General features: G+C 69.2%; 22 protein-coding genes. 5 read left to right on the top strand and 17 right to left on the bottom strand.

Going from position 1 to position 23,876, the window contains the following annotated elements; all coding sequences use genetic code 11:
* Positions 1-17 precede the first annotated feature (17 nt).
* Positions 18-1,442: a DUF1800 family protein gene (locus tag O5I81_RS11065; protein WP_271064868.1), complete on the top strand. Its 1,425-nt coding sequence runs from the start codon at positions 18-20 to the stop codon at positions 1,440-1,442.
* Positions 1,439-2,665 carry a DUF1501 domain-containing protein gene (locus O5I81_RS11060; RefSeq protein WP_271064866.1) on the top strand — a complete coding sequence of 409 codons (1,227 nt, stop codon included), beginning with the start codon at positions 1,439-1,441 and terminating at the stop codon, positions 2,663-2,665. Before O5I81_RS11065 ends, O5I81_RS11060 begins: the two co-directional genes overlap by 4 nt.
* On the opposite strand, the gene O5I81_RS11055 is transcribed toward O5I81_RS11060, so the two are convergent.
* The 3 genes from O5I81_RS11055 to crcB are packed head-to-tail and all read right to left on the bottom strand — an operon-like array spanning position 2,662 to position 5,836.
* Complete coding sequence (locus tag O5I81_RS11055) at positions 2,662-4,473, bottom strand: putative 2OG-Fe(II) oxygenase (RefSeq protein ID WP_271064865.1); 1,812 nt, start codon at positions 4,471-4,473, stop codon at positions 2,662-2,664. The genes O5I81_RS11060 and O5I81_RS11055 overlap by 4 nt on opposite strands.
* Positions 4,470-5,462 carry an RluA family pseudouridine synthase gene (locus tag O5I81_RS11050; RefSeq protein WP_271064863.1) on the bottom strand — a complete coding sequence of 331 codons (993 nt, stop codon included), beginning with the start codon at positions 5,460-5,462 and terminating at the stop codon, positions 4,470-4,472. The genes O5I81_RS11055 and O5I81_RS11050 overlap by 4 nt, the downstream gene beginning before the upstream one ends.
* Entirely contained in the window at positions 5,459-5,836 is a 378-nt protein-coding gene (gene crcB / locus O5I81_RS11045; protein ID WP_271064861.1) for a fluoride efflux transporter CrcB, read from the bottom strand. The genes O5I81_RS11050 and crcB overlap by 4 nt, the downstream gene beginning before the upstream one ends.
* Positions 5,837-6,012: 176 nt before the next feature.
* Between crcB and O5I81_RS11040 the strand changes: the two genes are divergently transcribed.
* From O5I81_RS11040 to O5I81_RS11030, 3 genes are all read left to right on the top strand, one after another.
* A complete protein-coding gene (locus tag O5I81_RS11040) occupies positions 6,013-7,236 on the top strand; it encodes a hypothetical protein (protein WP_271064860.1) in 1,224 nt (407 codons plus the stop codon).
* 383 nt (positions 7,237-7,619) lie between these two features.
* Positions 7,620-8,153 (top strand): MarR family transcriptional regulator, encoded by a 534-nt coding sequence (locus O5I81_RS11035; protein ID WP_271064859.1) that lies wholly within the window; start codon positions 7,620-7,622, stop codon positions 8,151-8,153.
* Entirely contained in the window at positions 8,150-8,797 is a 648-nt protein-coding gene (locus tag O5I81_RS11030; protein ID WP_271064857.1) for a hypothetical protein, read from the top strand. Before O5I81_RS11035 ends, O5I81_RS11030 begins: the two co-directional genes overlap by 4 nt.
* On the opposite strand, the gene rodA is transcribed toward O5I81_RS11030, so the two are convergent.
* The 14 genes from rodA to O5I81_RS10960 all read right to left on the bottom strand — a co-directional run bounded on the left by rodA (position 8,794) and on the right by O5I81_RS10960 (position 23,791).
* Positions 8,794-9,948: a rod shape-determining protein RodA gene (rodA, locus tag O5I81_RS11025; RefSeq protein WP_271064856.1), complete on the bottom strand. Its 1,155-nt coding sequence runs from the start codon at positions 9,946-9,948 to the stop codon at positions 8,794-8,796. The two genes, O5I81_RS11030 and rodA, sit on opposite strands and share 4 nt — an antisense overlap.
* Positions 9,945-12,002, bottom strand: a complete 2,058-nt coding sequence (gene mrdA / locus O5I81_RS11020; protein WP_271064854.1) for a penicillin-binding protein 2 — start codon at positions 12,000-12,002, stop codon at positions 9,945-9,947. Before mrdA ends, rodA begins: the two co-directional genes overlap by 4 nt.
* Entirely contained in the window at positions 11,999-12,514 is a 516-nt protein-coding gene (locus O5I81_RS11015; RefSeq protein WP_271064853.1) for a hypothetical protein, read from the bottom strand. Before O5I81_RS11015 ends, mrdA begins: the two co-directional genes overlap by 4 nt.
* Positions 12,511-13,653 carry a rod shape-determining protein MreC gene (gene mreC / locus O5I81_RS11010; RefSeq protein WP_271064851.1) on the bottom strand — a complete coding sequence of 381 codons (1,143 nt, stop codon included), beginning with the start codon at positions 13,651-13,653 and terminating at the stop codon, positions 12,511-12,513. The genes O5I81_RS11015 and mreC overlap by 4 nt, the downstream gene beginning before the upstream one ends.
* Positions 13,654-13,695: 42 nt before the next feature.
* Complete coding sequence (locus O5I81_RS11005; protein WP_271064850.1) at positions 13,696-14,739, bottom strand: rod shape-determining protein; 1,044 nt, start codon at positions 14,737-14,739, stop codon at positions 13,696-13,698.
* A 213-nt stretch (positions 14,740-14,952) separates the two neighbouring features.
* On the bottom strand, positions 14,953-15,927 hold the full coding sequence (locus tag O5I81_RS11000; RefSeq protein ID WP_271064848.1) for a hypothetical protein: 975 nt from the start codon (positions 15,925-15,927) through the stop codon (positions 14,953-14,955).
* A 68-nt stretch (positions 15,928-15,995) separates the two neighbouring features.
* The gene (locus tag O5I81_RS10995) at positions 15,996-16,874 is read right to left on the bottom strand and encodes a DMT family transporter (protein ID WP_271064847.1); all 879 of its coding nucleotides are present in this window, start codon (positions 16,872-16,874) and stop codon (positions 15,996-15,998) included.
* A gap of 74 nt (positions 16,875-16,948) precedes the next feature.
* Positions 16,949-17,989 (bottom strand): hypothetical protein, encoded by a 1,041-nt coding sequence (locus tag O5I81_RS10990; RefSeq protein WP_271068988.1) that lies wholly within the window; start codon positions 17,987-17,989, stop codon positions 16,949-16,951.
* 87 nt (positions 17,990-18,076) lie between these two features.
* Positions 18,077-19,639: a 2-isopropylmalate synthase gene (locus O5I81_RS10985; RefSeq protein WP_271068987.1), complete on the bottom strand. Its 1,563-nt coding sequence runs from the start codon at positions 19,637-19,639 to the stop codon at positions 18,077-18,079.
* A gap of 208 nt (positions 19,640-19,847) precedes the next feature.
* Positions 19,848-20,465, bottom strand: coding sequence for a glutathione S-transferase family protein (locus O5I81_RS10980; protein ID WP_271068986.1), 618 nt, complete (start codon positions 20,463-20,465; stop codon positions 19,848-19,850).
* A gap of 24 nt (positions 20,466-20,489) precedes the next feature.
* Complete coding sequence (locus tag O5I81_RS10975) at positions 20,490-22,433, bottom strand: alkyl sulfatase dimerization domain-containing protein (RefSeq protein WP_271068985.1); 1,944 nt, start codon at positions 22,431-22,433, stop codon at positions 20,490-20,492.
* Between the two features lie 73 nt (positions 22,434-22,506).
* The gene (locus tag O5I81_RS10970; protein ID WP_271068984.1) at positions 22,507-22,791 is read right to left on the bottom strand and encodes a type II toxin-antitoxin system RelE/ParE family toxin; all 285 of its coding nucleotides are present in this window, start codon (positions 22,789-22,791) and stop codon (positions 22,507-22,509) included.
* Positions 22,788-23,048 (bottom strand): hypothetical protein, encoded by a 261-nt coding sequence (locus O5I81_RS10965; RefSeq protein WP_271068983.1) that lies wholly within the window; start codon positions 23,046-23,048, stop codon positions 22,788-22,790. Before O5I81_RS10965 ends, O5I81_RS10970 begins: the two co-directional genes overlap by 4 nt.
* A 14-nt stretch (positions 23,049-23,062) precedes the next feature.
* A complete protein-coding gene (locus O5I81_RS10960; RefSeq protein WP_271069020.1) occupies positions 23,063-23,791 on the bottom strand; it encodes a TVP38/TMEM64 family protein in 729 nt (242 codons plus the stop codon).
* Positions 23,792-23,876 lie beyond the last annotated feature (85 nt).

Raw genomic sequence — 23,876 nt, 5'->3', positions numbered from 1 at the left:
TGCAAGGGAGAGTAGCCTTGGCCCTGCCTACCAGAGACCTGATGGCGTCGATCGCCGCCACACGGTTCGGCCTCGGCGCAAGGCCCGGCGAGATCGATGAGGCGCGCTCGGATCCGCAAGGCTGGCTGGCGCGGCAGATCGTCGGCCGCGGCGCCGACGGCGGCCTCGCCGACTATGAGCTGAGCGCCGGGCGCATCGCCGAATTCCGCAACTTCCGCGCCGACCGCCGCGACCTGCGGCAGGACTCGGCCGAGGCCATGAAGAAGGGCGAAACGCCGCCCGACCGCGACCCGGTGCAGATGGCCGGCCGGATGATCCGCGAGGGCGCCGCCGAGGATTTCCTGGCCCGGGCCCGGACGGCGGCCAACACCGACGCCGCCTTCCGCGAGCGCTGGGCGATGTTCTGGTGCAACCACTTCACCGTCTCCGGCGTGAAGCTGATCACCGCCGTCACCGTCGGCCCGTTCGAGGCCGAGGCGATCCGGCCCCGGGTGTTCGGCCGGTTCGAGGACCTGCTGATCGCCTCCAGCGCCCATCCGGCCATGCTGCTCTATCTGGACCAGGCGCAATCGACGGGGCCCAACAGCCGCATCGGCATGGCCCTGCAGAAGCGGCCCAACCCGCGCAACCGGGGTGGCGGCCTGAACGAGAACCTGGCCCGCGAGATCCTCGAACTGCACACCGTCGGCGTCGATGGCGGCTATACCCAGGCCGACGTCACCGAGTTCGCCCGCTGCATGACCGGCTGGAGCGTCGGCAACCAGCGGGAGCCGGAGAAGTTCGGCAAGTTCGTGTTCCGCGAATACGCCCATGAGCCCGGCGACCGGACGGTGATGGGCAGGCGCTACGACGACCGCGGGGTCGATCAGGCCGCCGCGGTGATGAAGGACCTGGCGGCGAATCCGAAGACCGCCCGCTTCGTCTGCACAAAGATCGCCCGCCACTTCGTCGCCGACGTTCCGCCGCCGGAACTGGTCGCCGATCTGGAGAAGACCTGGCTGGCGACCGGCGGGCATCTGGGCGAGGTGGCCAGGGCCCTGATCGCCTCGCCGCACGCCTGGGCGGCCGAGCCGCGGAAGTTCAAGACGCCGTACGAGTTCGTCATCTCCGGCTATCGCCTGATCGGCGGCCAGCCGGGGGCGATCGAGCAGATCGCGCCGACCCTCAATGGCCTGGGGATGAAGGCCTATTCGCCGCCCTCCCCCAAGGGCTGGCCCGACGAGGGCGCCTACTGGGCGACGCCCGACGCCCTGATCAAGCGCATGGCCTGGGCCGAGGCTTTCTCGGCCGTGACCGCGCCCGAGCGCGATCCCGACGCCCTGGCCCGTTCCGGTCTCGGCGCGCGCCTCGGCGAGCGCACCGGCAAGGCCGTGGCCCGGGCCGAGTCGCGGCCCGAAGCGCTTTCCCTGTTGCTTATGTGCCCGGAGTTCCAGCGCCGATGACCGTTTCCCTCATTTCCCGCCGATCCTTGCTGGCCGCCGGGGCCGGCCTGTCGGTCGCCTTCATGGGCCGCAGCGCCTTTGCCGACGCAGGCCTTGGCGGCCGCAAGCTGGTCGTCGTCGTCTGCCGGGGCGGCATGGACGGCCTCAGCGTCTCGCCGCCGATCGGCGATCCCGACTATGCCGGCCTGCGCAAGGGCATCGCCATCGCCCCTGACGCCGCCCTGCGCCTCGATGGAACCTTCGCCCTGCACCCTTCGCTGGCCGCCATCCATGCGATGGCCAAACAGGGTGAGGCCCGCATCGTGCCGGCCATGGCCAGCCCCGACCGGGCCCGCAGCCACTTCGAGGCCCAGGACGTGCTGGAGACCGGCGCCGCCGGCGTCTACGCCACCGACAGCGGCTGGCTGAACCGGGCCCTGACCGCCATGGGCGACAGCAAGGTGCAGGCCCTGTCGGTCGGCGCCACCTCGCCGCTGATCCTGCGCGGCCCGGTGCAGACCGGCGCCTGGTCGCCCGGCCGCGCCAACGAGAAGAGCCCGCGCCTGCCCGGCCTGCTGATGGACCTCTACGCGGGTGATCCGCTGCTGGGTCCCGCCTTCGCGCAGGGTCTGGAGACCGAAGCCATGGCCAAGACGGCCCTGACCGGCATGAGCAAGGGCCCGGCCTCCGGCTATGAAGGCGGCGGCCTGGCCGGCCTGCAGCGCCAAGGCCAGGCCTCGGCCAAGCGCATCGGCCAGACCATCGCCGGCTTCATGACCCAGCCCGACGGACCGCAGCTAGTGGCCCTGTCGGCCGAGGGCTTCGACACCCACGCCAACCAGGGCGCGGCCACCGGCCAGCTGGCCAACCGTCTCTCCTATCTCGACAGTCTGGCCGAAGGTCTGCGCGAGGGGCTTGGCGACCAGTGGAGCAAGACCGTCGTGGTCTTCGCCACCGAGTTCGGCCGCACAGCCCGCATTAACGGCACCGGCGGCACCGACCACGGCACCGGCTCGACCGCCATCCTGCTGAGCGGCGGCCTGAAAAAGGGCGGCATCGTCGGCGACTGGCCGACCCTGAAGGAAAACGCCCTGTACGAAGGTCGTGACACCCGGCCCACGGTCGACAGCCGCGCCCTGTTCAAGGGCCTGCTGGCCGAGCACATGGGCCTCGACCGCCGCGCCCTCGACACGGCGGTCTTTCCGGACAGCGCCGGCGTCGCGCCGGTGCTGGGGCTCGTCTAGGCCGGGACCACGTCGAAGGCGATCGTCAGCCGGGGCTCGTCGCCGCCGAACAGCTCGGTGCCGTGCCACATGAAGCTGGGGAACAGCACCAGCATCCCCGGCTGCGGTTTGACGCGGTATTCCGCTTCCAGCGGCGGCTTGGTCGGCGTGCCGGGATGGCCGAAGCGCAGGGAGCCTTCGTTGCCCTCGGCCCGCACGCTGGGCGGCAGGGCGACGTAAAAGGCCGAGGAAATCCAGCCGCCGGGATGCAGGTGATCGACATGCCGCCCGCCCGGCGCCAGCCGCACCGACCAACTGCCGGTATACCGGTAGCCGTCGCTGTGCGGACGTCCGCGCATCGGATCGTCGCCGTCGCCCAGCCCCGCGATGTAAGCGCGGATCGGCGCATCAATCGCCTTGAAGAACGCCTGGATGACCGGATCGTCACTCTGGTCCAGCCGGCCCTTGGACTGGGTGCCGCCGCGCAGAGTCTGGCCGATCGGATGGGCCTTGGCCTGATGCACCGCGTCCAGCGCCTTGGCCAGGTCGGCGAGGAAGGCCTCCAGGCTAGACCAGCCCGCCGGGGTCTCGATCACGACGGCCTGGACCAGCGAAGCATGATCGGCCAGGGACGCGTAGCGGGAATCGTCCTTCATCCGCCAGGCCGTGGCCTGCAGGGCGATGCCGTGCTGGTCGAGCGGGTCGATGCGGCGCAGCTTTTCGGCCGTCACCTCGGCGCCGTTGACGTCGCCGGCGGCCAGTTGCGCCTGGGCCAGGGTGGCCAGGCCGAAGGTGTCCATCGGCGCGCGGCTGACCGCCTGGGCGGCCAGCAGGGCGGCCCGGATCGGATCACTCGCCAGCACCACCTGCGACGCCGCGCACAGCAGATAGTTGGGCGCGTCCGGCTGCTCGGCGGCGGGAACCAGGGAGGCGATCGCGCCCTCGGTGTCGCCGGTGTATTCCAGCAGCTGGCCCTTCACGACCAGCAGCGGCGCGGCCGCGTTGCCGGTCTTGCCGGCCAGGGCGGCGTCGAGTCGAGCGCCGGCGGCGGCCACATCCCCGGTCCGTGTCCAGATCAGCTGCGAGAGGTCGCGGTGCGTGCCCGGATCGTCCGGATCCTGCGTCAGCGCCGCCTCGAAGGCGGCCTGGGCCTCATCGAAGGCGTCGCGAGACAGCAGATACAGGCCCAGCGTGCGATGCAGCCCGGCCGACCCCGGCTGGCGCTCGATGGCCTTGCGGATCGTCACCTCGGCCTCGGTCCGACGCCCAGCCGCGGCCTGGGCCATGGCCAGATTCTGCAGGGACAGCGGGTCGGTCCCGGAGGCGACGACGGCGGCCTCGTAGTCTTTCAGTTCGGCTTCCGTGTCGCCGCGCAGGCCGTGGGCGCTGGCCCGGACCGTCAGGAAGGATGGGTCCGGCCCGTCGGCGAGGCTCCTGTCCAGCACCGCGATGGCGCCGGCGGCGTCGCCGGTCGAGACCAGGTACTGGCCAAGGCTGAGCGTGGCGGCCGTGTAGCGGGGATCGCGATTGTGCGCCTCGCGCCAGGCGGCCGCGGCGTCCTCGCCCCGGCCCTCTTCGTAGAGAAAGTCGCCCAGCGCCATCGGGGCCAGGGGGCCCTTCCTGTCGAGTTCGCCCACCTTGCGCAGGGCCCGTTCGACGGTGGCCTTGTCGCCGGCCATCTGGGCCAGCGTCGCCTGCGCCCACCAGAGGCGCGGCTCATCGGGAATGGCGGCGGCGATGCGGACCAGAACGTCCTGCGCCTCATGCGGGCGGCCGTTCTGCAGGTGATGTTCGACAGTGGCCATCAGACGGGCCTGATCGGGGCTCAACGCTTGGATCTCCGGGAGGTAAAGGGATCTTCGTCCATTTCGGACTCGTGGAAGCCGAAGCGCTCGAAGCCGGCCCGCAGCTCGGGGCTGATCGGGGCGGTCACGTCGATAAGGCCGCCGCTGGGATGCGGCACGACCAGCCGCCGCGCGTGCAGCTGCAGCTTGATGCCGCCGCTGAGCTCGGCGCTCTTCTCGTTCGAATACTTGGGATCGCCGAGGATCGGATGGCCGATGGCCTGCATGTGGGCGCGCAGCTGGTGGGTGCGGCCGGTGTGCGGGCGCAGGGCCATCCAGGCGGCGCGGTGGGCGGCGCGCGACAGGGTGACGTACTCGGTCTCGGCCGGATCGCCCCGCGGATCCTTCGGGTCAGCGGCGACGACCAGCTCGCGGTCGCCGACGCCGGTCTTCATCAGGGGCAGCTCGATGACGCCCTCGGATGGCTTGGGGTTGCCCGAGACGATGGCCCAGTAGGTCTTCTTGGCCTTGCGCCGCGCGAAGGCGCCCGACAGCTTGGCCGCCGCGCCGGGACTCTTGCCGAGGATCAGGACGCCGGAGGTGTCGCGGTCGAGGCGGTGGACGAGGCGCGGACGCTCCAGGCCTTCGCCCCAGGCCGACAGCAGCCGGTCGATATGGTGCGGCGTCTTGGTGCCGCCCTGCACGGCCAGGCCCGCCGGCTTGTTCAGGGCGATGACCTCGTCATCCTCATAGAGCACCAGCGAGCGGACATAAGACGCGTCGCGCGAGCTGATCTGCTTCTTCTCGCCGGCCGGCGGGGCGTCGGGCAGCGGCGGCACACGGACGATCTGGCCGGCGGCCAGGCGGGTCTCGGGCTTGGCCCGGGCTCCATCGACGCGCAGCTGGCCGGTGCGGGCCAGCTTCTGGATCTGGATCTGGCCCAGATGCGGCCAGCGGCGCCGCAGCCAGCGGTCCAGGCGGCTGCCGTCCTCGCCGTCGGCGACGATCAGCGACTTGACCTCTCTGACGCTCACGCGAAAACCCTCCGGGCCAGCATCAGCCCCGCAAAAACGGCGGCGACCGACAGGGTCACCGAAACGATGGCGTAACCCGCCGCGCCGGCCATGTCGCGCCGCTCGATCATATTGGCGACCTCCAGAGAGAAGGCCGAGAAGGTGGTGAAGCCGCCGAGGAAGCCGACGCCCAGCAACAGCCGAAGCCGCTCCTGCCCCTCGCCGCCGCGCAGGGCCAGGGTCCCGATCAGCAGGCCCATGAGCAGGCCGCCGAGGATGTTCACCGTCAGCGTCGCCCAGGGCCAGCCGCCCCAGCGCGCGGTCAGCGTCCCGGTGAGATACCGGGCCACCGAGCCCGCCGCCCCGCCGGCGGCCACCAGAAACAGCTTGTCCATCCGCGCCTTATAGCGAAACCGGGGCGTTCCGCATCCCCTCAAGCCGGCCTGCTGGACGCGACGCAACCGGCCGGAAATCCAGGCGCCCACGCGGGCCGACAATCCACAGCGATATCGTACCTCAGACTGGGCATATATACCGCCCGTTAAGCGCCCTTGCGGCACCTTGCGGCCCAGTGACGCACGCATCGCCCCTCGACCGCATCGCCGCCGCCGATGTCGCCGCCGTTCTCGAAAGGGTGGGCGGCGCGGATCTGGCCGCGCGCGGGGCCATCACCATCATCAGCGTCGACGCCGTGCGCGAGAAGGTCGGCGAGCGCTGGGAGCGGAACCGCGGCGCCGTCTGGGCCTATGTCCAGCGCCGCATGGGCGAACACCTGCAGCCGGGCGACATCTTCCATCGGATCGGCGACACCGACTTCCTGATCGCCATGACCAGCGAGCACGGAGCCGCCTCCCAGGCCGTGGCCCTGCGCATCCTGGAAGAGGTGCTGACCCACTTCCTCGGTGAGGCCAAACCCTCGCACCTGAAGCTGCGCACGGTCACCGACATCACCGGCGACGAGCTGCGTTGCGTCACGCTGGACCCGCGGGTCATCGCCGTCGCCCGGCGCACCGAGGACGCCCCGGACTCGCCCCATCGCCTCGGCATCGACCCGCGCGAGGAGGCCCGCCGCAACCCGGCCAGCTTCGTCACCGCCAACGGCGCCCGCCTGCGCATCGACTTCTCCCTCGAACATCTGATCAGCCTGCGCCACCAGGTCACCGCCGCCCTGCGCGTCGAGCCGAGCGTCACCGACGAGGCCAGCGGCCGGGTGTTCGCCGCCCGCCAGCTGATCAAGCTCAGCGACGACGAACTGGAACAGATCGACCAGGCGACCATGACCTATGGCTCACTTTTCCTGCCGGCCGGTCAGGACCGGGCCCGCACGCCGCTGATCCTGCCCGCCTCCTTCCGCACCATGATGGCCCGCAAGGGCCGCGGCATGCTGATCGCCGCCGCCGGCCAGGCCCCGGACCTGGCCCGCAGCGGCCTGCTGGTCGAACTCAACGACGTCGACCGCGGAACGCCGCCGGGGCGGTTGATCGAGGTCGTCGGCCTGCTGCGCACCCTCACCCGTGGCGTCTTCGTGCGCGGCGGCCTGTCCAAGGACGCCCTGGAACCCCTGCGCGGGGCCCGGTTGGCCGGGGTGACCATGGACGTGGCAGACCTCACCGGCGACGCTTCCAAACTGGCCGCCAGCCTGCTCGACTTCGGTCGCCAGGCGCGTGGGCTGGCTCCGGCCGTGGCCGTGCAGGGCCTGCCGTCGGAGGACTACTTCGCCGTCGCCGACGTGGCCGGCATGACCCATGCCGCCGTGCGCGGCGCCCCCCTGACCGCTGCACGGTCCGCAGCCTGAGGGCCGGGCTTATCGAAGCGGCTTACGATTATACCCCGGGCCCGCGCAGGGAAGATAACCATCCTCCGCAAATCTCTGATCCTGCGTGGGATTTTCGTTGCGACCCGGGCTGTGAAGGTTGGCGCCGGCGTTGACAGGGCGTAGGCGCCGACGCGGGAAATGTTGATGTCCCGGTGAGACGGCGCGCCTACGCGGAAGCCGGATGCGACAAATCCGAGCCAAAGGGCCGCCGTCGGTCGATGAATATGTCTAGACATATTCGCTAACCGTCTGGTGGAGCGGAGGTTTTTCGGGACCGCAAGGGCAGGTTCGCGTCCGTTGCGGCGCCTTGACGGACTTTTATTAGGGCGCTAACTATTAGTCGACTTATCAAAAGGTGGCGCATGGTTTCCGAGCTTCCGTTTCGCGACACACCGGCCCTCGAAGCCCTCGCCAGCCGCCCTGACCGCCTGGCCCATCTCGATCCCGCGGCCATCACCGCCGCCCAGGATCTGTTGCGGGTTTCCAAGAAGATGCTGGGCGCCTTCGCCCAGGCCTTCGCGGCTCACGGCCTGTCGCCGGGCCGCTATTCCGTGCTGATGGCGCTGGACGTTCAGCGCCCGTCGATGGCGCCGTCTGAAATCGCCGACCGGCTGGGCGTCACCCGCGCAACGGTCACCGGTCTGATCGACGGCCTGATGCGGGACGGCCTCGTCGCTTATGCCGACAGTGGAGCCGATCGCCGCCGCAAGGCCATCGCCCTGACCCCGGCCGGCGCGGCCCTGATCGACACGGTCCTGCCGGACATTTTCCAGCGCATGGCCGACCTCACCGCGCCGCTGACTGCCGACGAGCGCCGCACCGCCGTGACCTTGCTCGGCAAGGTCGAGGATGGGCTGTGGGCCATGGGCGGCGCCGAACTGGAGACCCAGGCATGAGCCCCTCCGCCAAATCCCAGCGCATCTGGTTCCTGATCGGCCTGGTCCTGATGACCTATTGCGTGCTCGGCAACTGGCTGGTGCTGCCCGGCTACCGACGGCACCTGGCGCACGTGGGCGGCGGCGAGGCGGTTCCGGCCCTGACCCTGATCTGGGGCGCGGCGCGGACCATCGTCTGGATGCTGTCGTTCCACCTGGGCGCCCTGTGCCTGGCCTGGGCGGCGCTGGTCGCGGGAGACGGCCCACGGACGTTCCGCCGCTGGTTCCTGGCCGGCGCGGTGGTCTGGATCGGCCTGTGGGCCATCCCCGCCCTGCCCGGCCCCTACCGGGCCTTCTTCGCCGTGACGGGGGTGCTGATCATGGGGCTGATCCTCATCGCCTTCGGTCGCGCCGCCCTGACCGGCCAGGCCTTCGCCGACGGTCGGGGGCCGCACTGGCGGATCGCCGCCGCCTTCTTCTTTGCCCTGGCGACCTGGGACATCTGCGGCCTCGGTAGCGTCGGCGGCATCCTCGATCCGGACGGCGTGGCGCGGGCGGCCAGTCAGACTCTGGTCGTCACCCAGACCACGAAGCTGATTGTCGAACTGGCCCTGGCCTGGGCGCTGACCGCCATCGCCGCCCTTCCGGCCCGCAAGCCTGCCTAGAGCAAGCTGCCCCGGCCGCTGGTCACTTCACTGTAGCGGTGGACGCGGGTCGACAGCACGAGGCCGAAGCCGATCATCACCGTCATCATGACGGTGCCGCCATAGCTGAGCAGCGGCATCGGCACGCCGACGACCGGCGCCATGCCCATGACCATGGCGCCGTTGATCAACACATAGAGGGCGAAGGTCGCCGTCACCCCTGCCGAGCCCAGGCGGCCGAAGTGGCTGTGGCTGGCCGAGGCGATGCGCAGGGCCATGAAGATGACCCCGACATAGATCAGCAGCACCGTGGCGCCGCCGAGGAAGCCCAACTGCTCGGAGAGGGCGGCGAAGATGAAGTCGGTGTGCTTTTCGGGCAGGTAGTCGAGCTGACTCTGGCTGCCGAGGCCCAGCCCCTTGCCGAGGAAGCCGCCGGAGCCGAGCGCGATCTTCGACTGCAGGATGTGATAGCCGTCGCCGGACGGGTCCTTCTCCGGGGACAGGAAGGTCAGGATCCGCTTGCGCTGGTACTCCTGGAGCACGAAGAAGATGAACGGCGGCAGGGCGGCCAGGGTGGCGACGACGCCGCCGGCGATCAACTTCCAGTCCAGCCCGGCCAGCACCATGATGGCCACGCCGGTGGCGCCGATCAGGATGGCGGTGCCGAGGTCGGGCTGGTGGGCGACCAGCAGGGTCGGAGCGGCGATCATGGCCAGCGGGATCAGCAGCCACCAGCTGAACCGGGCGCTCTCGGCCGAAACCCCGTGGTAGAACCGCGCCAGGGCCAGCACGATGCCGACCTTCATGATCTCGGACGGCTGGAAGCGCACCGGGCCGATCTCCAGCCAGCGCTGGGCGCCCTTGGCCACATCCCCGACCAGCTCGACCCCGACCAGCAGAAGCAGGCCGGCGACATAGACGGGATAGGCCACCTCGAACCAGACCCGCAGCGGGAACATGGCCAGGATGATCATGGCCACGAAGAAGATGCCGTAGCGCACCAGGTGCGCGGCCGCCCAGGGCGTCCAGCTGGAGCCGGCGACGTAGTACATGATCAGCGCCCCGGCCCCGGCGATCAGGCACAGCAGCAGGCAGAAGACCCAGTCGATCTCGAGGAACTTGATCAGCGGCCGGTCGCGCTCGCCGGGACGAGAGAGGGCGGACATGGTCATCGGCCGGGGCCTCCAGGAACGGCGGCGGTCGGCGGCGGGACCACGGCCGGGCTGTCGGGCGGCGTCGCCAGCGGGGCCAGCCCCTCGGTCGGCAGGTCGGGCTCGGCGCCTTCGACGGTGGCGTCGGGGTCGAGTTCCGGCAGCGGCAGGGGCTGCTCGATCCGGGCCCGGATTTCCGGGTCCTTGAGCAGGGCCGTGCGCATGATTTCACGGGCGCGCGGCGCGGCCGCCAGGGCGCCGCTGACGCCGCCGTGCTGAACGATGACGGCCAGGGCGTAGCGGGGATTGTCCACCGGCGCGAAGGCGATGAACAGGTTGTGGTCCTTCTTCGACCAGGCCAGGCCGGCGTTCTTGCGCGACTCCCCGGCCTTGTAGTCCCGCGACTGGGCGGTGCCGGTCTTGCCGGCCATCAGCACGTCGCCAAGGCCCAGCTGGCTCTGGCGATAGGCGCCGCCGCTGGTGTCGTTGGCCACGGCGGCCATGCCGGCGCGGACGATGTCGAGGTGTTCCTTCGGGATCGGCAGGTCGGGTACCGCAGCGCCCGACGGCAACTCCTTGCCGCCGACCGACTTTATCAGCCGCGGTTCCAACGCCTTCCGCCCGTTGGCGATACGGGCTGTCGCGACGGCCAGTTGCAGGCAGTTGACCGTGATGGCCCCCTGCCCGATCGCCACGGATAGCGTTTCACCCAGATGCCAGACTCTTGCGTCGGGGTTGGGGTTCTTCGCGTAGGCTTCCCGCTTCCAGGCCTTGCTGGGGATCAGACCCTTCTTTTGGCCGGGGATGCCGATGTCGAACTCGGTCTGGAACCCCAGCTTCTTGGCCGTCTCCGAGATCAGGTCGATGCCGGCCCGGTTGCACAGGTGGTAGAAGTAGACATCGCACGAGTTCTTGATGGCGTCGTGCATGTCCTGCGCGCCATGCCCTCCGGCCTTCCAGCACCGGAAGGTGCGGTTGCCGTAGTGGTAGCCACCCGTGCAAACTACTCGCTCCTTCGGGTTGATGCCCGCCGCCAGAAACGCCAACGCCGTCGTCGGCTTGAAGGTGGACCCGGCCGGGTAGGTGCCGGACAGCGCCTTGTCGAGCAGCGGCTTGCGTTCGTAGTTCGCCAGAGCCCGGTATTCCGGTCCGGACAGCCCCCGGACAAAACCGTTGGCGTCGAACGACGGCGTCGACGCCATGCACAGGATATCGCCCGTGCGGCAGTCCATCAGAACGGCCGCGCCGCTCTCCTCGCCGAACACTTCCAGGGCCCGGCGCTGCACATCGACATCGAGCGTCAGCTTGATCTCGTCGCCCGGCACGGCCGGCAGGTCGCCGCCCGGGTCTTCGGCCACGACGCGGCCCTTGGCGTCGACCTCGACCTTCTTGCCGCCGGCCTTGCCACGCAGCTGCAGGTCGAAGGCCTTCTCGACGCCCTGGCGGCCGATGCGGAAGCCGGGGTTGTAGAGCAGCGGGTCCGGCTGCTGCCCGGCGTCCTTGATCTTCTTGATGTCCTTGTCGTTGACCTTGGCCACATAGCCGATGACGTGGGCGAAGGCGCCGCCGTAGGGGTAGACGCGGACCTCGGCCATGTCGGCCGAAACGCCCGGCAGTTCCGGGGCGCGGACGTTGATGCGGGTGAACTGCTCCCAGGTCAGGTCTTCCATGACCGGCACCGGGGCCTTCTTCGGCGCGCGTTTGATGTCCTTGATCAGCCTGGGGATCCTGGCCGGGTCGATGGGCACCAGCTGGGCCAGGTTGGCGACCACCTTTTCGACGTCGGTGTCGGTGTCGCGATAGACGGTCAGCCGGAAGTTGGGGCGGTTCGAGGCCAGCACCACCCCGTTGCGGTCCAGGACCCGTCCGCGCGGCGGCGGCACCATGATGAAGTTGAACTGGTTGGAGCTGGCCAGCATCTGGTAGCGCTGGGCCTCGACCACCTGCAGATAGGCCAGCCGCGTGCCGAGCGCCGCCAGACCCAGGCCGGTGATGCCGCCGAGCAGGAAGGCGCGCCGGTTGAAGTCGCCCTGGCGGCGATTGACCTCGCTGAAGAAGATCGACGGCTCGCTCACCGGAACCTCACATCCGCGTCGTCGAAGCGGTCGATCAGGCGGTGGGCGAACGGGTACAGCAGACCTGTGGCGAGAAGTTGCCAGACCACGCCGACGACGTTGGGCGTCGCGCCGGAGTGAAGCATGGTGAACAGGAAGCCCGCGACCAGCACCACGGCGGTGACCCCGACGTACCAGATCCACATCATCATCCGGCTCTGGCCGGTCATCATCGCCCGCATGGCCAGGGTCAGGCCATAACCGATCAGCATGGAGAGGCCCCAGAGGCCGAAGGGCGTCCCCCACAGCAGATCCAGCACCAGGCCGATCAGCAGGATGACCACCGGCGACAGGATCGAGGGCCGGATCACCGCCCAGGAGAAGACGCAGATCATCGGAAACACCGGCTCGGGCAGCTGCAGGCCCAGCAGCCGGAACGGCAGCCCAAGCAGAAGAGTGGCGGCCAGGCAGATCAGGGCCGGCGCCCCCATCCAGCGCCAGGGATCGAGCGGCCGTGCGGCCTGCAGGCTCACGGCATGCCCCCGGGGGTGGCGGCGGGCTTCGGCGCCGCCTTGGCGGGCGGCGGCGCGGACTTGGCGGCCGGGGGCGGCGCGGCGGTCTTCGGGGTCGGCGGCGTAGCCGTCTTGGCGGCCGGCGGGGTCTGTGTCTTCACGGCGGGCGTCGCTGCCGGCGGAGCCGCGGTCGCCCCGGCCGGCGTCGCCGGCGGCTTGGGGGTCGGGGCCAGGATGGTGCGGGTGACCAGGGCCGCCGGGTCCTCGGTCTTGACACCGGGCATGGCGCCGGAGTTCAGGGCCTTGTCGTCGGCCAGCTGGGAGAAGTCCTTGAACTGGATGATCCGCACCCAGTCGAGCGCCGTTGCATCGCTGTCCAGCGCCACCCGCCAGCGGCCGTCGAGACCCTTGACGGCCCGGCCGACCGGCAGGCCGCGCGGATAGACGCCACCGTCGCCGCTGGTCAGCACCCGGTCGCCCGGCTGCACCGGATCCGGGCCGCGCAGGTTGTCGAGGCGCGGGTTGTCGCCGCCGTCCCCCGTCAGGATGGCACGGGCGTTGCTGCGGGCGATCATCACCGGCGTGCGGGAGGAGACGTCCTTGAGCAGCAGGATGCGGCTGGCGTTCGAGGAGACGCCGATCACCCGGCCGATGACGCCGCGCTCGCTGATGACGGGATAGCCGATGGCCACCCCCTTGTCGGCGCCGGCATTGGCCAGCTGGGCCCGGCGGAAGGGCCCGCGACCGTCGAACACCACCCTGGCCGTGACCATCGGCATGGCCGGCTCGGTGCGGACGCCCAGCATGGTGCGCAGGCGGGCGTTTTCGAGGGCCAGGGCCTGGGCCCGGTCCTCGACGCGATGGGCGTCCTGCAACTGCTTCTTCAACCGGCGGTTCTCGCCGGCCGCGTCGAAATAGCTGCCCAGCCAGGAGAAGCCGCCGCTGATCCAGCGGCCGGGCTGGGCGACCACGTCGCCGACAGGGGCGACGACATTGTCGACGGCGGTCTGGGTGGCCTGTTGGGCGGTGTTCTCGACCGTGCCGCGACGGTCCGACAGCATCAGGGCGATGGCGATGATCACGCAGACGACCAGGGCGACCCCAGCCGTCCAGGCGAGGGGCACCTTCAGATCGCCGAACGTGTCCTGGCGAAACGCCACCCGAGTGCTCCGATTGGGACGTTTGGTCCCGATTCGAGAAGTTTAGACGAGCGTGCTCTCGAGAACGCCCTTCATCCACTTGGGATGTTCAAGAACCTTGCCACATCCCAGCGCCACGCAGGACAGCGGATCATCAGCCACGGTAACCGGCAGGCCGGTGTGGTCGCGGATCTCGGCGTCCAGGCCGCGCAGCAGGGCGCCGCCGCCGGTCAGCATGATGCCCTTGTCGGCGATGTCGCTGGCCAGTTCCGGCGGCGTGGCCTCCAGGGCGACCTTCACGGCCTCGACGATCTGGTTGACCGGTTCGGCCAGGGCGTCGGCGGCCTGCTTTTCCGAAATGCGGACTTCGCGCGGCACGCCCTGCATCAGGTCGCGGCCCTTGACGTCGATCGACAGGCCTTCGCCGTCGGCCGGCGAACGGGCGGTGCCGATTTCCTTCTTGATGCGCTCGGCGGTGGTCTCGCCGATCAGCAGGTTATGGTGGCGGCGCATGTAGCTGATGATGGCTTCGTCCATCTTGTCGCCGCCGACCCGCACGCTGCGCGAATAGACGATGCCCGACAGGGACAGAACCGCCACCTCGGTGGTGCCGCCGCCGATGTCGACGACCATCGAACCGGTCGGCTCATGGATCGGCAGGCCGGCGCCGATGGCGGCGGCCATCGGTTCGTCGATCAGGCCGACGCGGCGGGCGCCGGCGTTCAGGCAGCTGTCGTTGATGGCGCGACGTTCGACGGCGGTTGCGCCCGACGGAACACAGACGATCACCTTGGGGTTCACGAAGCCCTTGCGGTTGTGAACCTTGCGGATGAAGTACTTGATCATCTCTTCGGCGACTTCGAAGTCGGCGATGACCCCGTCGCGCATCGGACGGATGGCTTCCATGTGACCGGGCGTGCGGCCCAGCATCTGCTTGGCTTCGATGCCGACCGCGTGGACGCTCTTGCGGCCGCCGATGTTGCGCAGGGCGACGACCGACGGCTCATTGAGCACGATGCCCTTGCCCTTCTGATAGATCAGGGTGTTGGCGGTGCCGAGGTCGATGGCGATGTCGTTGGACATGGCGCCGAAGAGAGAGCCGAACATTCAGGGCCTTGCGGTCAGGTGCAAATCGGGACGGGCGAAGCGCTGCCCTGCAAGCTTCACACCATGCGAATAAGCCCCCGGGGCCCCCGGATTCGCAGTTTGGTCCAAAGCATTGCGGAACGTCACGCGTTTGCCCCGCGAACGTGTTGATTTCAAGGTCTAAACTGAGCGTCGATTGAGCAAGTCGCGGAACGTTCGTTCGCGGGCCCGCCCCTAGGGGAATGGCAGGGGTTCGAGCCGTGAGGTTCCAACCGAGTCAAAGGGGTTGTCGGCTCCGTCCTCGACATGGATTTTCCATTGCGGGAACGGCTCAAGCGTGAAGCTGACGTCGGGTTTGCCCCTGACATCCGACGGCCTTCCGCCCCGGTGGCAGGCCACCGCGACGCGCATCGGAACGGCCTTGCCGACGCACCAGAAATCGGCCGCCTTCACACCTTTTCGGCTGCGCGCCATGCGCCAGGCGAAGGTCTGTGGATCACTGGAATCCATACCCTGGTAGTCGAACGCCCAGGTTGCCGGGACCTGGTCGGAACGGCCGCCGCGACCCGGCCAGACCGTCCGTTCCAGGACGAAATCGAGCCCCCTCACCTGCCGCAGCCTCAGGTCTGAGGCGTACCAATCGCCGCCGCCGCTCGACCCGCCCGACAGGGCGCCCTTCTCGTGGGCCGCCAGCTGCGACAGGGCGTTGCCGAGGTTGGCGGGCAGGTCTTGCGCCTTCAGCGGGGTGAGAACCGTCCGCGCCAGAGCGCCCTGCCGGACGATGCGCAGGCCGTCCTCCGACAGCCACAGCTTCCAGACCGTGTGCGGCGGCCGCAGGGCCCGGCTCCTCAGCGCCGAGCGGCTGTAGCAGGCGATTTCCAGATAGCTGGCCGTCCCCTTACCCTTGCAGAACCGGCCGATCTCCAGATCGGGACCAGAGTCCGACCAGACATCGTTCCGCTCGAAATCCTGGCCGTCGTAGCGGAAGACCTGAGCGGGGGCGTCGCGGCCCGGCTGGATCTCGATGACCAGGACGCCATCGACGACGGCGGCGCGGGCGATGTAGTCCGGCGGCGACGGGATCAGGCCCTGGGCGACCCACAGGTCTTGCGGTCCCCGCGCGGCCAGGGAGGCGATGAAGCCGGCATCGGCGGCACTGGCGGCCGGCGCCGACAGGACCAGGGCGAGGGCGAGACAGACGGCGCGCATGCACGGCCTCCTTCACCCTCAAGCATGGCTCCTGAGTCCTCACCCCGCATCCCCAGAACAAGGGGGTGTCAGGCCAGCGCCGCCAGCAGGACGCCGACCGCCGTCGCCCCGCCAAACAGCCACTGCCGGCGGCTGATCCGCTCCGCGAACAATCGCTTGCCGGCCAGGGCGGCGATCGGCATCTCGACCACCCCGACGGCCCGCACCAGACCGGCCGGCGCCAGGGCCAGGGCCACGAACCATCCGGCCGAGGCCAGGGCCCCGAACAGGCCCGCCCCCATGGAGACGCGCCAGGAGCGCAGCACCGCCATCAGGGCCGGGCGGGCGAAGAGCAGCATCCAGCTGCCCAGGGCGGCGGTCTGGATGGCCTGGACGACGGCGACGGTGACCAGGGCGGCGGGGATCGGATGGGCGAGGTCCAGGGCGTGGCTGGCCTGGCGGAAGGCGTTGGCGCTGACCGCGAAGCTGGCGCCGGATACCGTGCCGAGGATGGCGGCGCTCCAGTCGCGCGGGCCGTCGATGCGGCGCGGCCAGCTAAGCGCCGTCAGTCCCGCCGTGGCCAGCAGGATGCCGCCCCAGGCGGCCGGGCTGAGGTGGTCATGGAAGACGAAGAAGCCGATCAGGGCGGCGAACGGCAGGCCGCTCTGCTGGAAGGCGGTGCCGAGCGCGAAGCTGGACCGCTGCATGGCGACCAGCAGCGCCGCCGTGGCCCCGATCTGTGCGAACGCCCCCAGCGCTGACCAGCCGAAGAACACCGGCGTGAAGTGCAGGGCATGCGGCAGGACAGCCAGGGCCACGGCCACGAAGGCGCAGCTGAACGGCAGGCCGAACAGGAACCGCACCAGGGTCGCGCCCCACGGCCCGGAGCCCGTCATCAGGCTGCGCTGGGCGGCGTTGCGCGCGACCTGGAAGGCGGCGGCGGCGATGGTGACGGGAATCCAGAGCACGAACCGACGTCGCGCCCGATTCTCGACGCGAGCCTAGAGCCTGTCCAAAAACTTCCCCGACGGCCCGCGCCGCCTCAGGGCAAGTCGATCGTCGCCAGGGCTACGGTGGCGTTGGAGCAATTGCCCTGGCCGAACAGGGTGTCCGGCGCCCAGCTGGAGGACAGCCCATCCAGGGTCGTATAGGCCAGCTTGAGGTCCGCTGCGGTCGAGGCCGAGGCCGTCAGGCCCGCATAGAGCGCATCACCGGCCAGCGGCACGAAGGACCCAAGCGCGGCGCCGCCGCCCATGGCGGCGTCCATGGTGCTGAGATAGTCGCTCGTCGCGTTCGGATCGGCCGTCCCGGACTCGGAATTCAGACCCAGGACATGGGCGCACCAGAGGACGCCGTTGAAGGCGCAGAGGCCCGGCCCCTCGATGCTGACCGCGCCGCCGCCGACCTGCTGGTCTGCCGTCCAGCTCCCGCCGTCATAGGTGCACCACCACAGGTTATGGTCGCCGCTGCCCCTGTGCACGCAGACCAGCTGGTTCTGGTAGATGGCCAGGGCCGGCGCGGTGGCCGTCTCGTTGCCCTGCGAAAAGGCCGTGTCCCCGGTCCAGTCAGAACCGGTGAACTGGCACCACCACAGGCCATTCCCGCTGCCGCCCCGGTGCACGCACAGGAGCTGGTTGTCGAAGCTGATCAGCGCTGGCTGGCAGTCGGTCTCGTTGCCCTGCGAGAACTGGGTGTCCGCGGTCCACTGGTTGATCGACTGATCATACTGGCACCACCACATGCTGTAGTCGCCGTGACCCTTGTGGACACAGTAGAGGCCGCCGTTGAAAACGCAGATCGCGGGGCCCGAGTCCGTCTCGTTGCCTTGCGCGAACTGGGTATCCTCGCTCCACGTCTCGTTCGCCGGGTCGAAGGTCGACCACCAGAGGGCGTTGCTCCCGTTACCCCCGCGGTGGACGCAGTAGAGCACCCCATTGAACATCGCCAGCGCCGGGCCGTTGGCGCTGTCAGCGCCGTTGGAAAACCGCGTGTCCGCCGTCCAGCCACCGCCGTCGTTCGTCGCCCAGTAGAGGCCCTGATCGCTGTCCAGGCCCCGGTGAACACAGATCAGCTTCTCGGTCATGCCGCCCCCAACAGTCTTCCCGTAGGCAACCTAGGGCGGCTTTTTCAATCCGTAAAGCCTCGCGCTGTATTGGCAGGTGTTGGCGGCTCAGAACCCTGACGCGATTGCCGTTTCCGGCCGGCTCTTTTCCTTGCGGGAGAAGAGGTTGTTGAGCGCGTTCACATAGGCCTTGGCGCTGGCGGTCAGGGTGTCGGTGTCGGCGGCCTGGCCCGTGGCGATGCGGCCATCCTCTTCCAGACGCACCGAGACCTGGGCCTGGGCGTCCGTGCCTTCGGTTACCGCATGCACCTGGAACAGGCGCAGGGCGGCGGCGTGCGGCACGATCATGTGGATGGCGTTGAACACCGCGTCGACCGGGCCGTCGCCGGTGGCCTCGGCGGTCTTCTCGACACCGTCGACGTCCAGGGTCAGCTCGGCCGACTGGCCGTCGGTGCCGGCCACGACCCGCAGCTTGGCGACCCGGATCTTCTCCGAGCCGCGCGCCAGGGCGTCGTCGACCAGGGCGATGATATCGTCGTCGAAGACGTGCTTCTTCTTGTCGGCCAGTTCCTTGAAGCGGACGAAGGCCTCGTTCAGAGCGTTCTGGCCCAGCTCGTAGCCCAGGGCCTTCAGCTTCTCGCGGAAGGCGTGGCGGCCCGAATGCTTGCCCATCACCAGGTTGCTGGCGCCCTGGCCGACATCCTCGGGCTTCATGATCTCGTAGGTCTCGGCGTTCTTCAGCATCCCGTCCTGGTGGATGCCGGCCTCGTGGGCGAAGGCGTTCTTGCCGACGATGGCCTTGTTGAACTGTACCGGGAAGCCGGTGATGGCCGAGACGTAGCGGCTGGCGCGGGTGATGTGCAGCGGCTCGACGGCGCTGTCGAAGCCCAGGGTCTCGCCCCGCACCCGCATGGCCATGACGATCTCTTCCAGCGCCGCGTTGCCGGCCCGCTCGCCGATGCCGTTGACGGCGCATTCGACCTGGCGCGCCCCGCCCTGCACGGCGGCCAGGCTGTTGGCGACGGCCAGGCCCAGGTCGTTGTGGCAGTGGGCGGAGAAGATGACGTTGTCGGCGCCGGGCACCGTGGCGATCACGTCGCGGAACAGCTGGGCGTATTCCTCAGGGTAGGTGTAGCCGACGGTGTCGGGCAGGTTGATGGTGCCGGCACCGGCGCGGATGGCGGCCTCGACGCAGCGATACAGGAACTCGCGGTCCGTGCGGGTGGCGTCCTCCGCCGACCACTCGACGTCGCCGCACAGGTTGCGCGCGTGGCTGACCGAGGCGCTGACCGCCTCCAGCACCGCGTCGGGCTCCATCTGCAGCTTCCACTTCATGTGGACCGGGCTGGTCGACAGGAAGGTGTGGATGCGGCTGCGGGCGGCGGGCTTCAGGGCCTCGGCGCAGCGGTCGATGTCGGCAGCGGCGGCGCGGGCCAGGCCGCAGACGGTGCTTTCGGTGACGATCCTGGCCACTTCGCGGACGGCTTCGAAGTCGCCGTTCGAGGCGATCGGGAAGCCGGCCTCGATGACATCGACCCCCATCTCCTCGAGGATCTTGGCCAGCTCCAGCTTCTCGTCCAGGGACATGGAGGCGCCGGGCGATTGCTCGCCGTCGCGCATGGTGGTGTCGAATACGATGACGCGCTGGGCGCCGGAAATGATCGAGCTCATGGGGTAAATTCTTTCGTCGCGGGTCTGTTTGGCGGGTGGAGCTTTTTGCCCCTGGGCGACCCGCCGCGACGTATGCGCAGCTAGACGGTCATCCAGGGGCAGCTAAGCCCGAGGAGCCGAAGAAGACGCAGGGTGTCGCGCTGACGATCCATGCCGCTGATGTACAGATTCACCCTGAATCACGCAAGCTTTTTGCGTCGATGCGCGATTACGCCGCCTGCTGAGCAAGAACCTTCCGCACCGCCGGCCGCGCCCTGACCCGCTCGCGATGCGCGTGCACTTTCGGGAAGCGGCGGACATCGACGCCGATGGTGTCGAGCCAGTCTGCGAAGACGAACAGGTAGATGTCGCTGGTGGTGAAATCCTCGCCCAGCACCCACGGCCCCTCGAACATCTCGTCCTCGATGGTCTGGAAGCAGGCGGCGTAGCGCTCGGGGGCGACATCCCGCAGGTGCTGCTGGGCGGCCGGGTCATCGGCCCAGCGATTGGCCCGCCGCCAGTGGGCGTAGGCGACATGCACCGTCGAGGCGATGTAGGCGTTGAAGGCCTGCACCCGGGCGAACCCGAAGGCGTCGTCCGGCGCCAGCCTGGCCTCCGGAAACGCCTGGGCGATCCAGCCGAGGATGGCGACATTCTCGGTCAACACCCCCTCGTCGGTGACCAGCGCCGGCACCCGCCCCTTGGGGTTGATGGCCAGGTACTGCGGCTCGCGCTGTTCGTTTTTCGAGAGGTCCACCCGCAGGGCGCGATAGTCGGCGCCGGCCTCTTCCAGGGCGATGCGGGCGACGTCGGAGGCGGAACCGGGCTGGTAGAACAGGGTGAGCATGGGCGGGGCCTTTCGGCCCCTTCCCTACTGCGGCCGCGTGACGATCGGGAAGTCTCCTTTCGGTGCATCGAACCAGCCCAGCATCTTCACCAGCGCCAGGCCATTGCCCTCGACCTTCACGCCCGGCTGACCGGCCAGCGGTTTGCCGGTGAACAGCGCCTGCAGCAGCAGCGTCCTCGGCAGGGTCAGGGTCGCCTCGGCCGTCGCGTCCGGCGCCGCCGGCCGGCCGACCAGCACCTGGTTCTTCACCGTCACCAGATAGCGCTCGCTCCGGTCCGGAAAGACGAACAGCACGGACGTCGCCCCATCGCCCACCTTTTCCGGGTTCAGCCGCACGGCCAGCAGGTCGAACAGCATCGGCGTCGGAATGTTCATCACCACATCGGGCGCCGCCGTGCCGCCGGCCGGCGGCGGCGCGCCGTTGCGCAGCTCCCCGGCCCCGGTCAGGTAGATGTTGCGCCACAGGCTGCTCTCGGCCTGATAGCCCATCTGGTCGTAGGTCCTGGCCAGCTGCTCGGCAGCCGCCTTGTCGGCCGGATCGGCCTGGACGACGTTGTTCAACAGGGTCGCGGCCCAGGCGTAGTCGGCCTCGTCATAAGCCTTGGCCGCCAGCGCCCGCACCTTCGCCGCTCCGCCCATGGCCGCCACATAGCGCCTGGCCTGTTCGGCCGGGGGCAACACCGCCAGACTGGCCGGGTTGGCGTCGTACCAGCCCATGTAGCGCTGATAGACGGCGCGGCTGTTGAAGCTCATCGTGCCGTAGTAGCCGCGGTTGAACCACTGGTTGGCGAGGACCGGCGGCAGCTTGATCCGGTTCGCGATCTCGGCCCCGACATAGCCCTGGTTCATCAGCCGCACCGACTGGTCGTGCAGGTACTTGTAGGCGTCGCGGTGGCTGAGCAGGTAGTCGCTGACCACCGCCTGGCCGAAGCGCGGCCAGCCGTGGCTGGTGAACATCACGTCGGTGCGGGCGCCGTAGAGCTCGACGGCTTCCGACAAACCGTCGGCCCAGACCCTGGCGTCGCGCACCAGGGCGCCGCGCGGGGTCAGCACATTGTGCATCGTCGCATTGGCGTTTTCGGCCATGCACAGCACCCGAAACTGCGGCAGGTAGATGTTCATCTCGGCTGGCGCCTCGGTGCCGGGCGTGAACTGGAACTCCAGATCGACGCCATCGACCGTCATCGTCTGGCCGGTGCGGGTGATGATGTCGCGCGGGGCGATCAGGGTCACCGTGCCCTTGGCGATGGCCAGGCCGATGCCGGAACTCATCTGCCCTTCCGGCCCGGGCGTCAGGTTGTGCCCGAACTGGAAGCCGGCCCGGCGGCTCATGGCCGTACCGGCGATGACGTTCTCCGACACCGCCTCCTCGAGGAAGCCCTGCGGCGCGATCACCCGAACATCGCCCGGGCCCGTGCCGACATCCTTTTCGTCGATGACCCCGCGCACGCCGCCAAAGTGATCGGCATGGCTGTGGGTGTAGATCACCCCCACCACCTTGCGGGCTCCGAGTTTCTCATTGACCAGGTCGAGCGCCGCCTTCGCCGTCTCGGTCGTGGTCAGCGGATCGATGATGATCCAGCCGGTGTGGCCCTGGATGAAGGTGATGTTGGCGACATCGAAGCCGCGCACCTGCCAGATGCGGTCCGAGACCTTGAACAGGCCGTGGATCGACAGCAGCTGGGTCTGCCGCCACAGGCTGGGGTTCACGCTGGCCGGCGCCTCGCCCCTGGCGAAGTCATAGGCCGCAAGGTTCCAGGCCACGCCGCCGTCGGCGCGCTTGATCAGTGGATCGGCTCGCGTGGCCACAAAGCCGCGCCGGGCGAAGTCGAAGTCCTGATCGTCGGCGAAGGGCAGCTGGGCCTTCAGTCTGGCCTGCGCCGCCACCGTGGCCCTGGACGGCGCCTCGGCCGCCTGCGTCCCGCCGGCCAGCATGGCCGCCACAAGAATCGTCGCCCCGAACCGCATGCGCCCCTCCTCCATTTTGGTGGGAGGTTAGCGCGGTCAGCGGACCGAAATGCCACCTCGGTATCAATTCAAGTCAGTCTGCTGGCGGCCAATCCTGAGCTCCGTGCAGAACGCGGAGGATCTCTACCTGCTCTCCTTGGATCCGGTAGACGATCAGGTAAGGGGTCCGGGGAACGACCCGCTCGCGCGTGCCCTCCATGCGACCCACCCGCCCCAGGAGGGGCTCACGCGCGAGCCGGTCGGTGCGGGCATAGATCGCCCGCAATATTCGCGCCGCAGCGGTCGAACTTCTCTCGGAGAGAAACTCGGCTAGCCCCAGAACATCGCGTCGAGCGGCGCCTGACCAGATCGACTTCATGCCGGAGGCGGCGCGCCTTTTTCCCGAAGCAGCGCTTCGACGGCCCCGACCACCTCTTCCTGCGAAAAGGTGCGGCCGGCTTCGAAGTCTTCAATGCCTTCTTGTACGGCCGCGATCCAGGCGTCGCTGCCTCGGAAGACCTGTATCTCCGCCGCATTGACCATGAAGACTTCCAGCGAAACCTGCTGCCGGGCCGCCTCGGCCTCCAGCCGCGCCTTCTGCTCTTCGGTCAGTTCGAGAGTGACATGAACGGTCATGCCCGGAGCCTAACTCAGGACTCGTCCTGCTCCAACGCCTGCTCGGCCTCGTGCTTCTTGAGCCAGCGGCGGGCGTACCAGCCGACGGCGATCCAGACCACGACCACGAAGGCCAGGGTCAGGTAGTGGCCGAAATTGCCCTGGCCCTTGAAGCTCTGGACCAGGGAATTGCCGGCGAAGGCGGTCAGCACGATCTTCGGAATGATCCCCAACCCCGTGCCGAACGCAAAGTCGCGCTGGCGCATAGGAGCGACGCCGGCCGCCATATTGACGACGATAAAGGGCGCCGACGGCACCAGCCGCACGATCAGGCTGGCCAGGAAGCCGTTCTCGCCGATCAGCCGCATGAAGCTGTTGACGCCCTTGCCGCCGACATCGCGCAGCAGCTTGCCGCCGAACAGCCGACCCATCCAGAAACCGATCTGGGCCGAGAACAGCGTCCCGATCCAGCTGTAGGTCATGCCCAGCCAGGGCCCGAAGGCGACCACGGCCGCCGCGATCAGCACGATCTGCGGCACGCCCAGGAAGGCCAGCACCGCGAAGGCGCCCACCGCCACCGGCAGGCCCCAGATGCCGTGCACCGAGCCCAGCCAGCCCTCGACCGTCGCCTCGCCGTCCAGGCCGATCAACGGCGCCCCGAACAGGAAGACGATCCCCACGCCGCCGAACAGCAGGAAGCTGACCGCCACCGCCCGCCAGGCTTTGGCGTCCATGTTCAGGACGAAATCGATAAAGGCCTTCATACGCTCGAAGGCCTCGCCGATTGCCGCGATGGGGTCAAGGGAAGGTTGCGAGGCCGCGCGGGGCTGTTGGGGGTCAGGGGCGGCG

The organism is Caulobacter sp. NIBR1757, assembly GCF_027912495.1.
Classification (GTDB): Bacteria; Pseudomonadota; Alphaproteobacteria; order Caulobacterales; family Caulobacteraceae; genus Caulobacter.
This window is presented reverse-complemented; position numbering and strand designations above follow the sequence as displayed.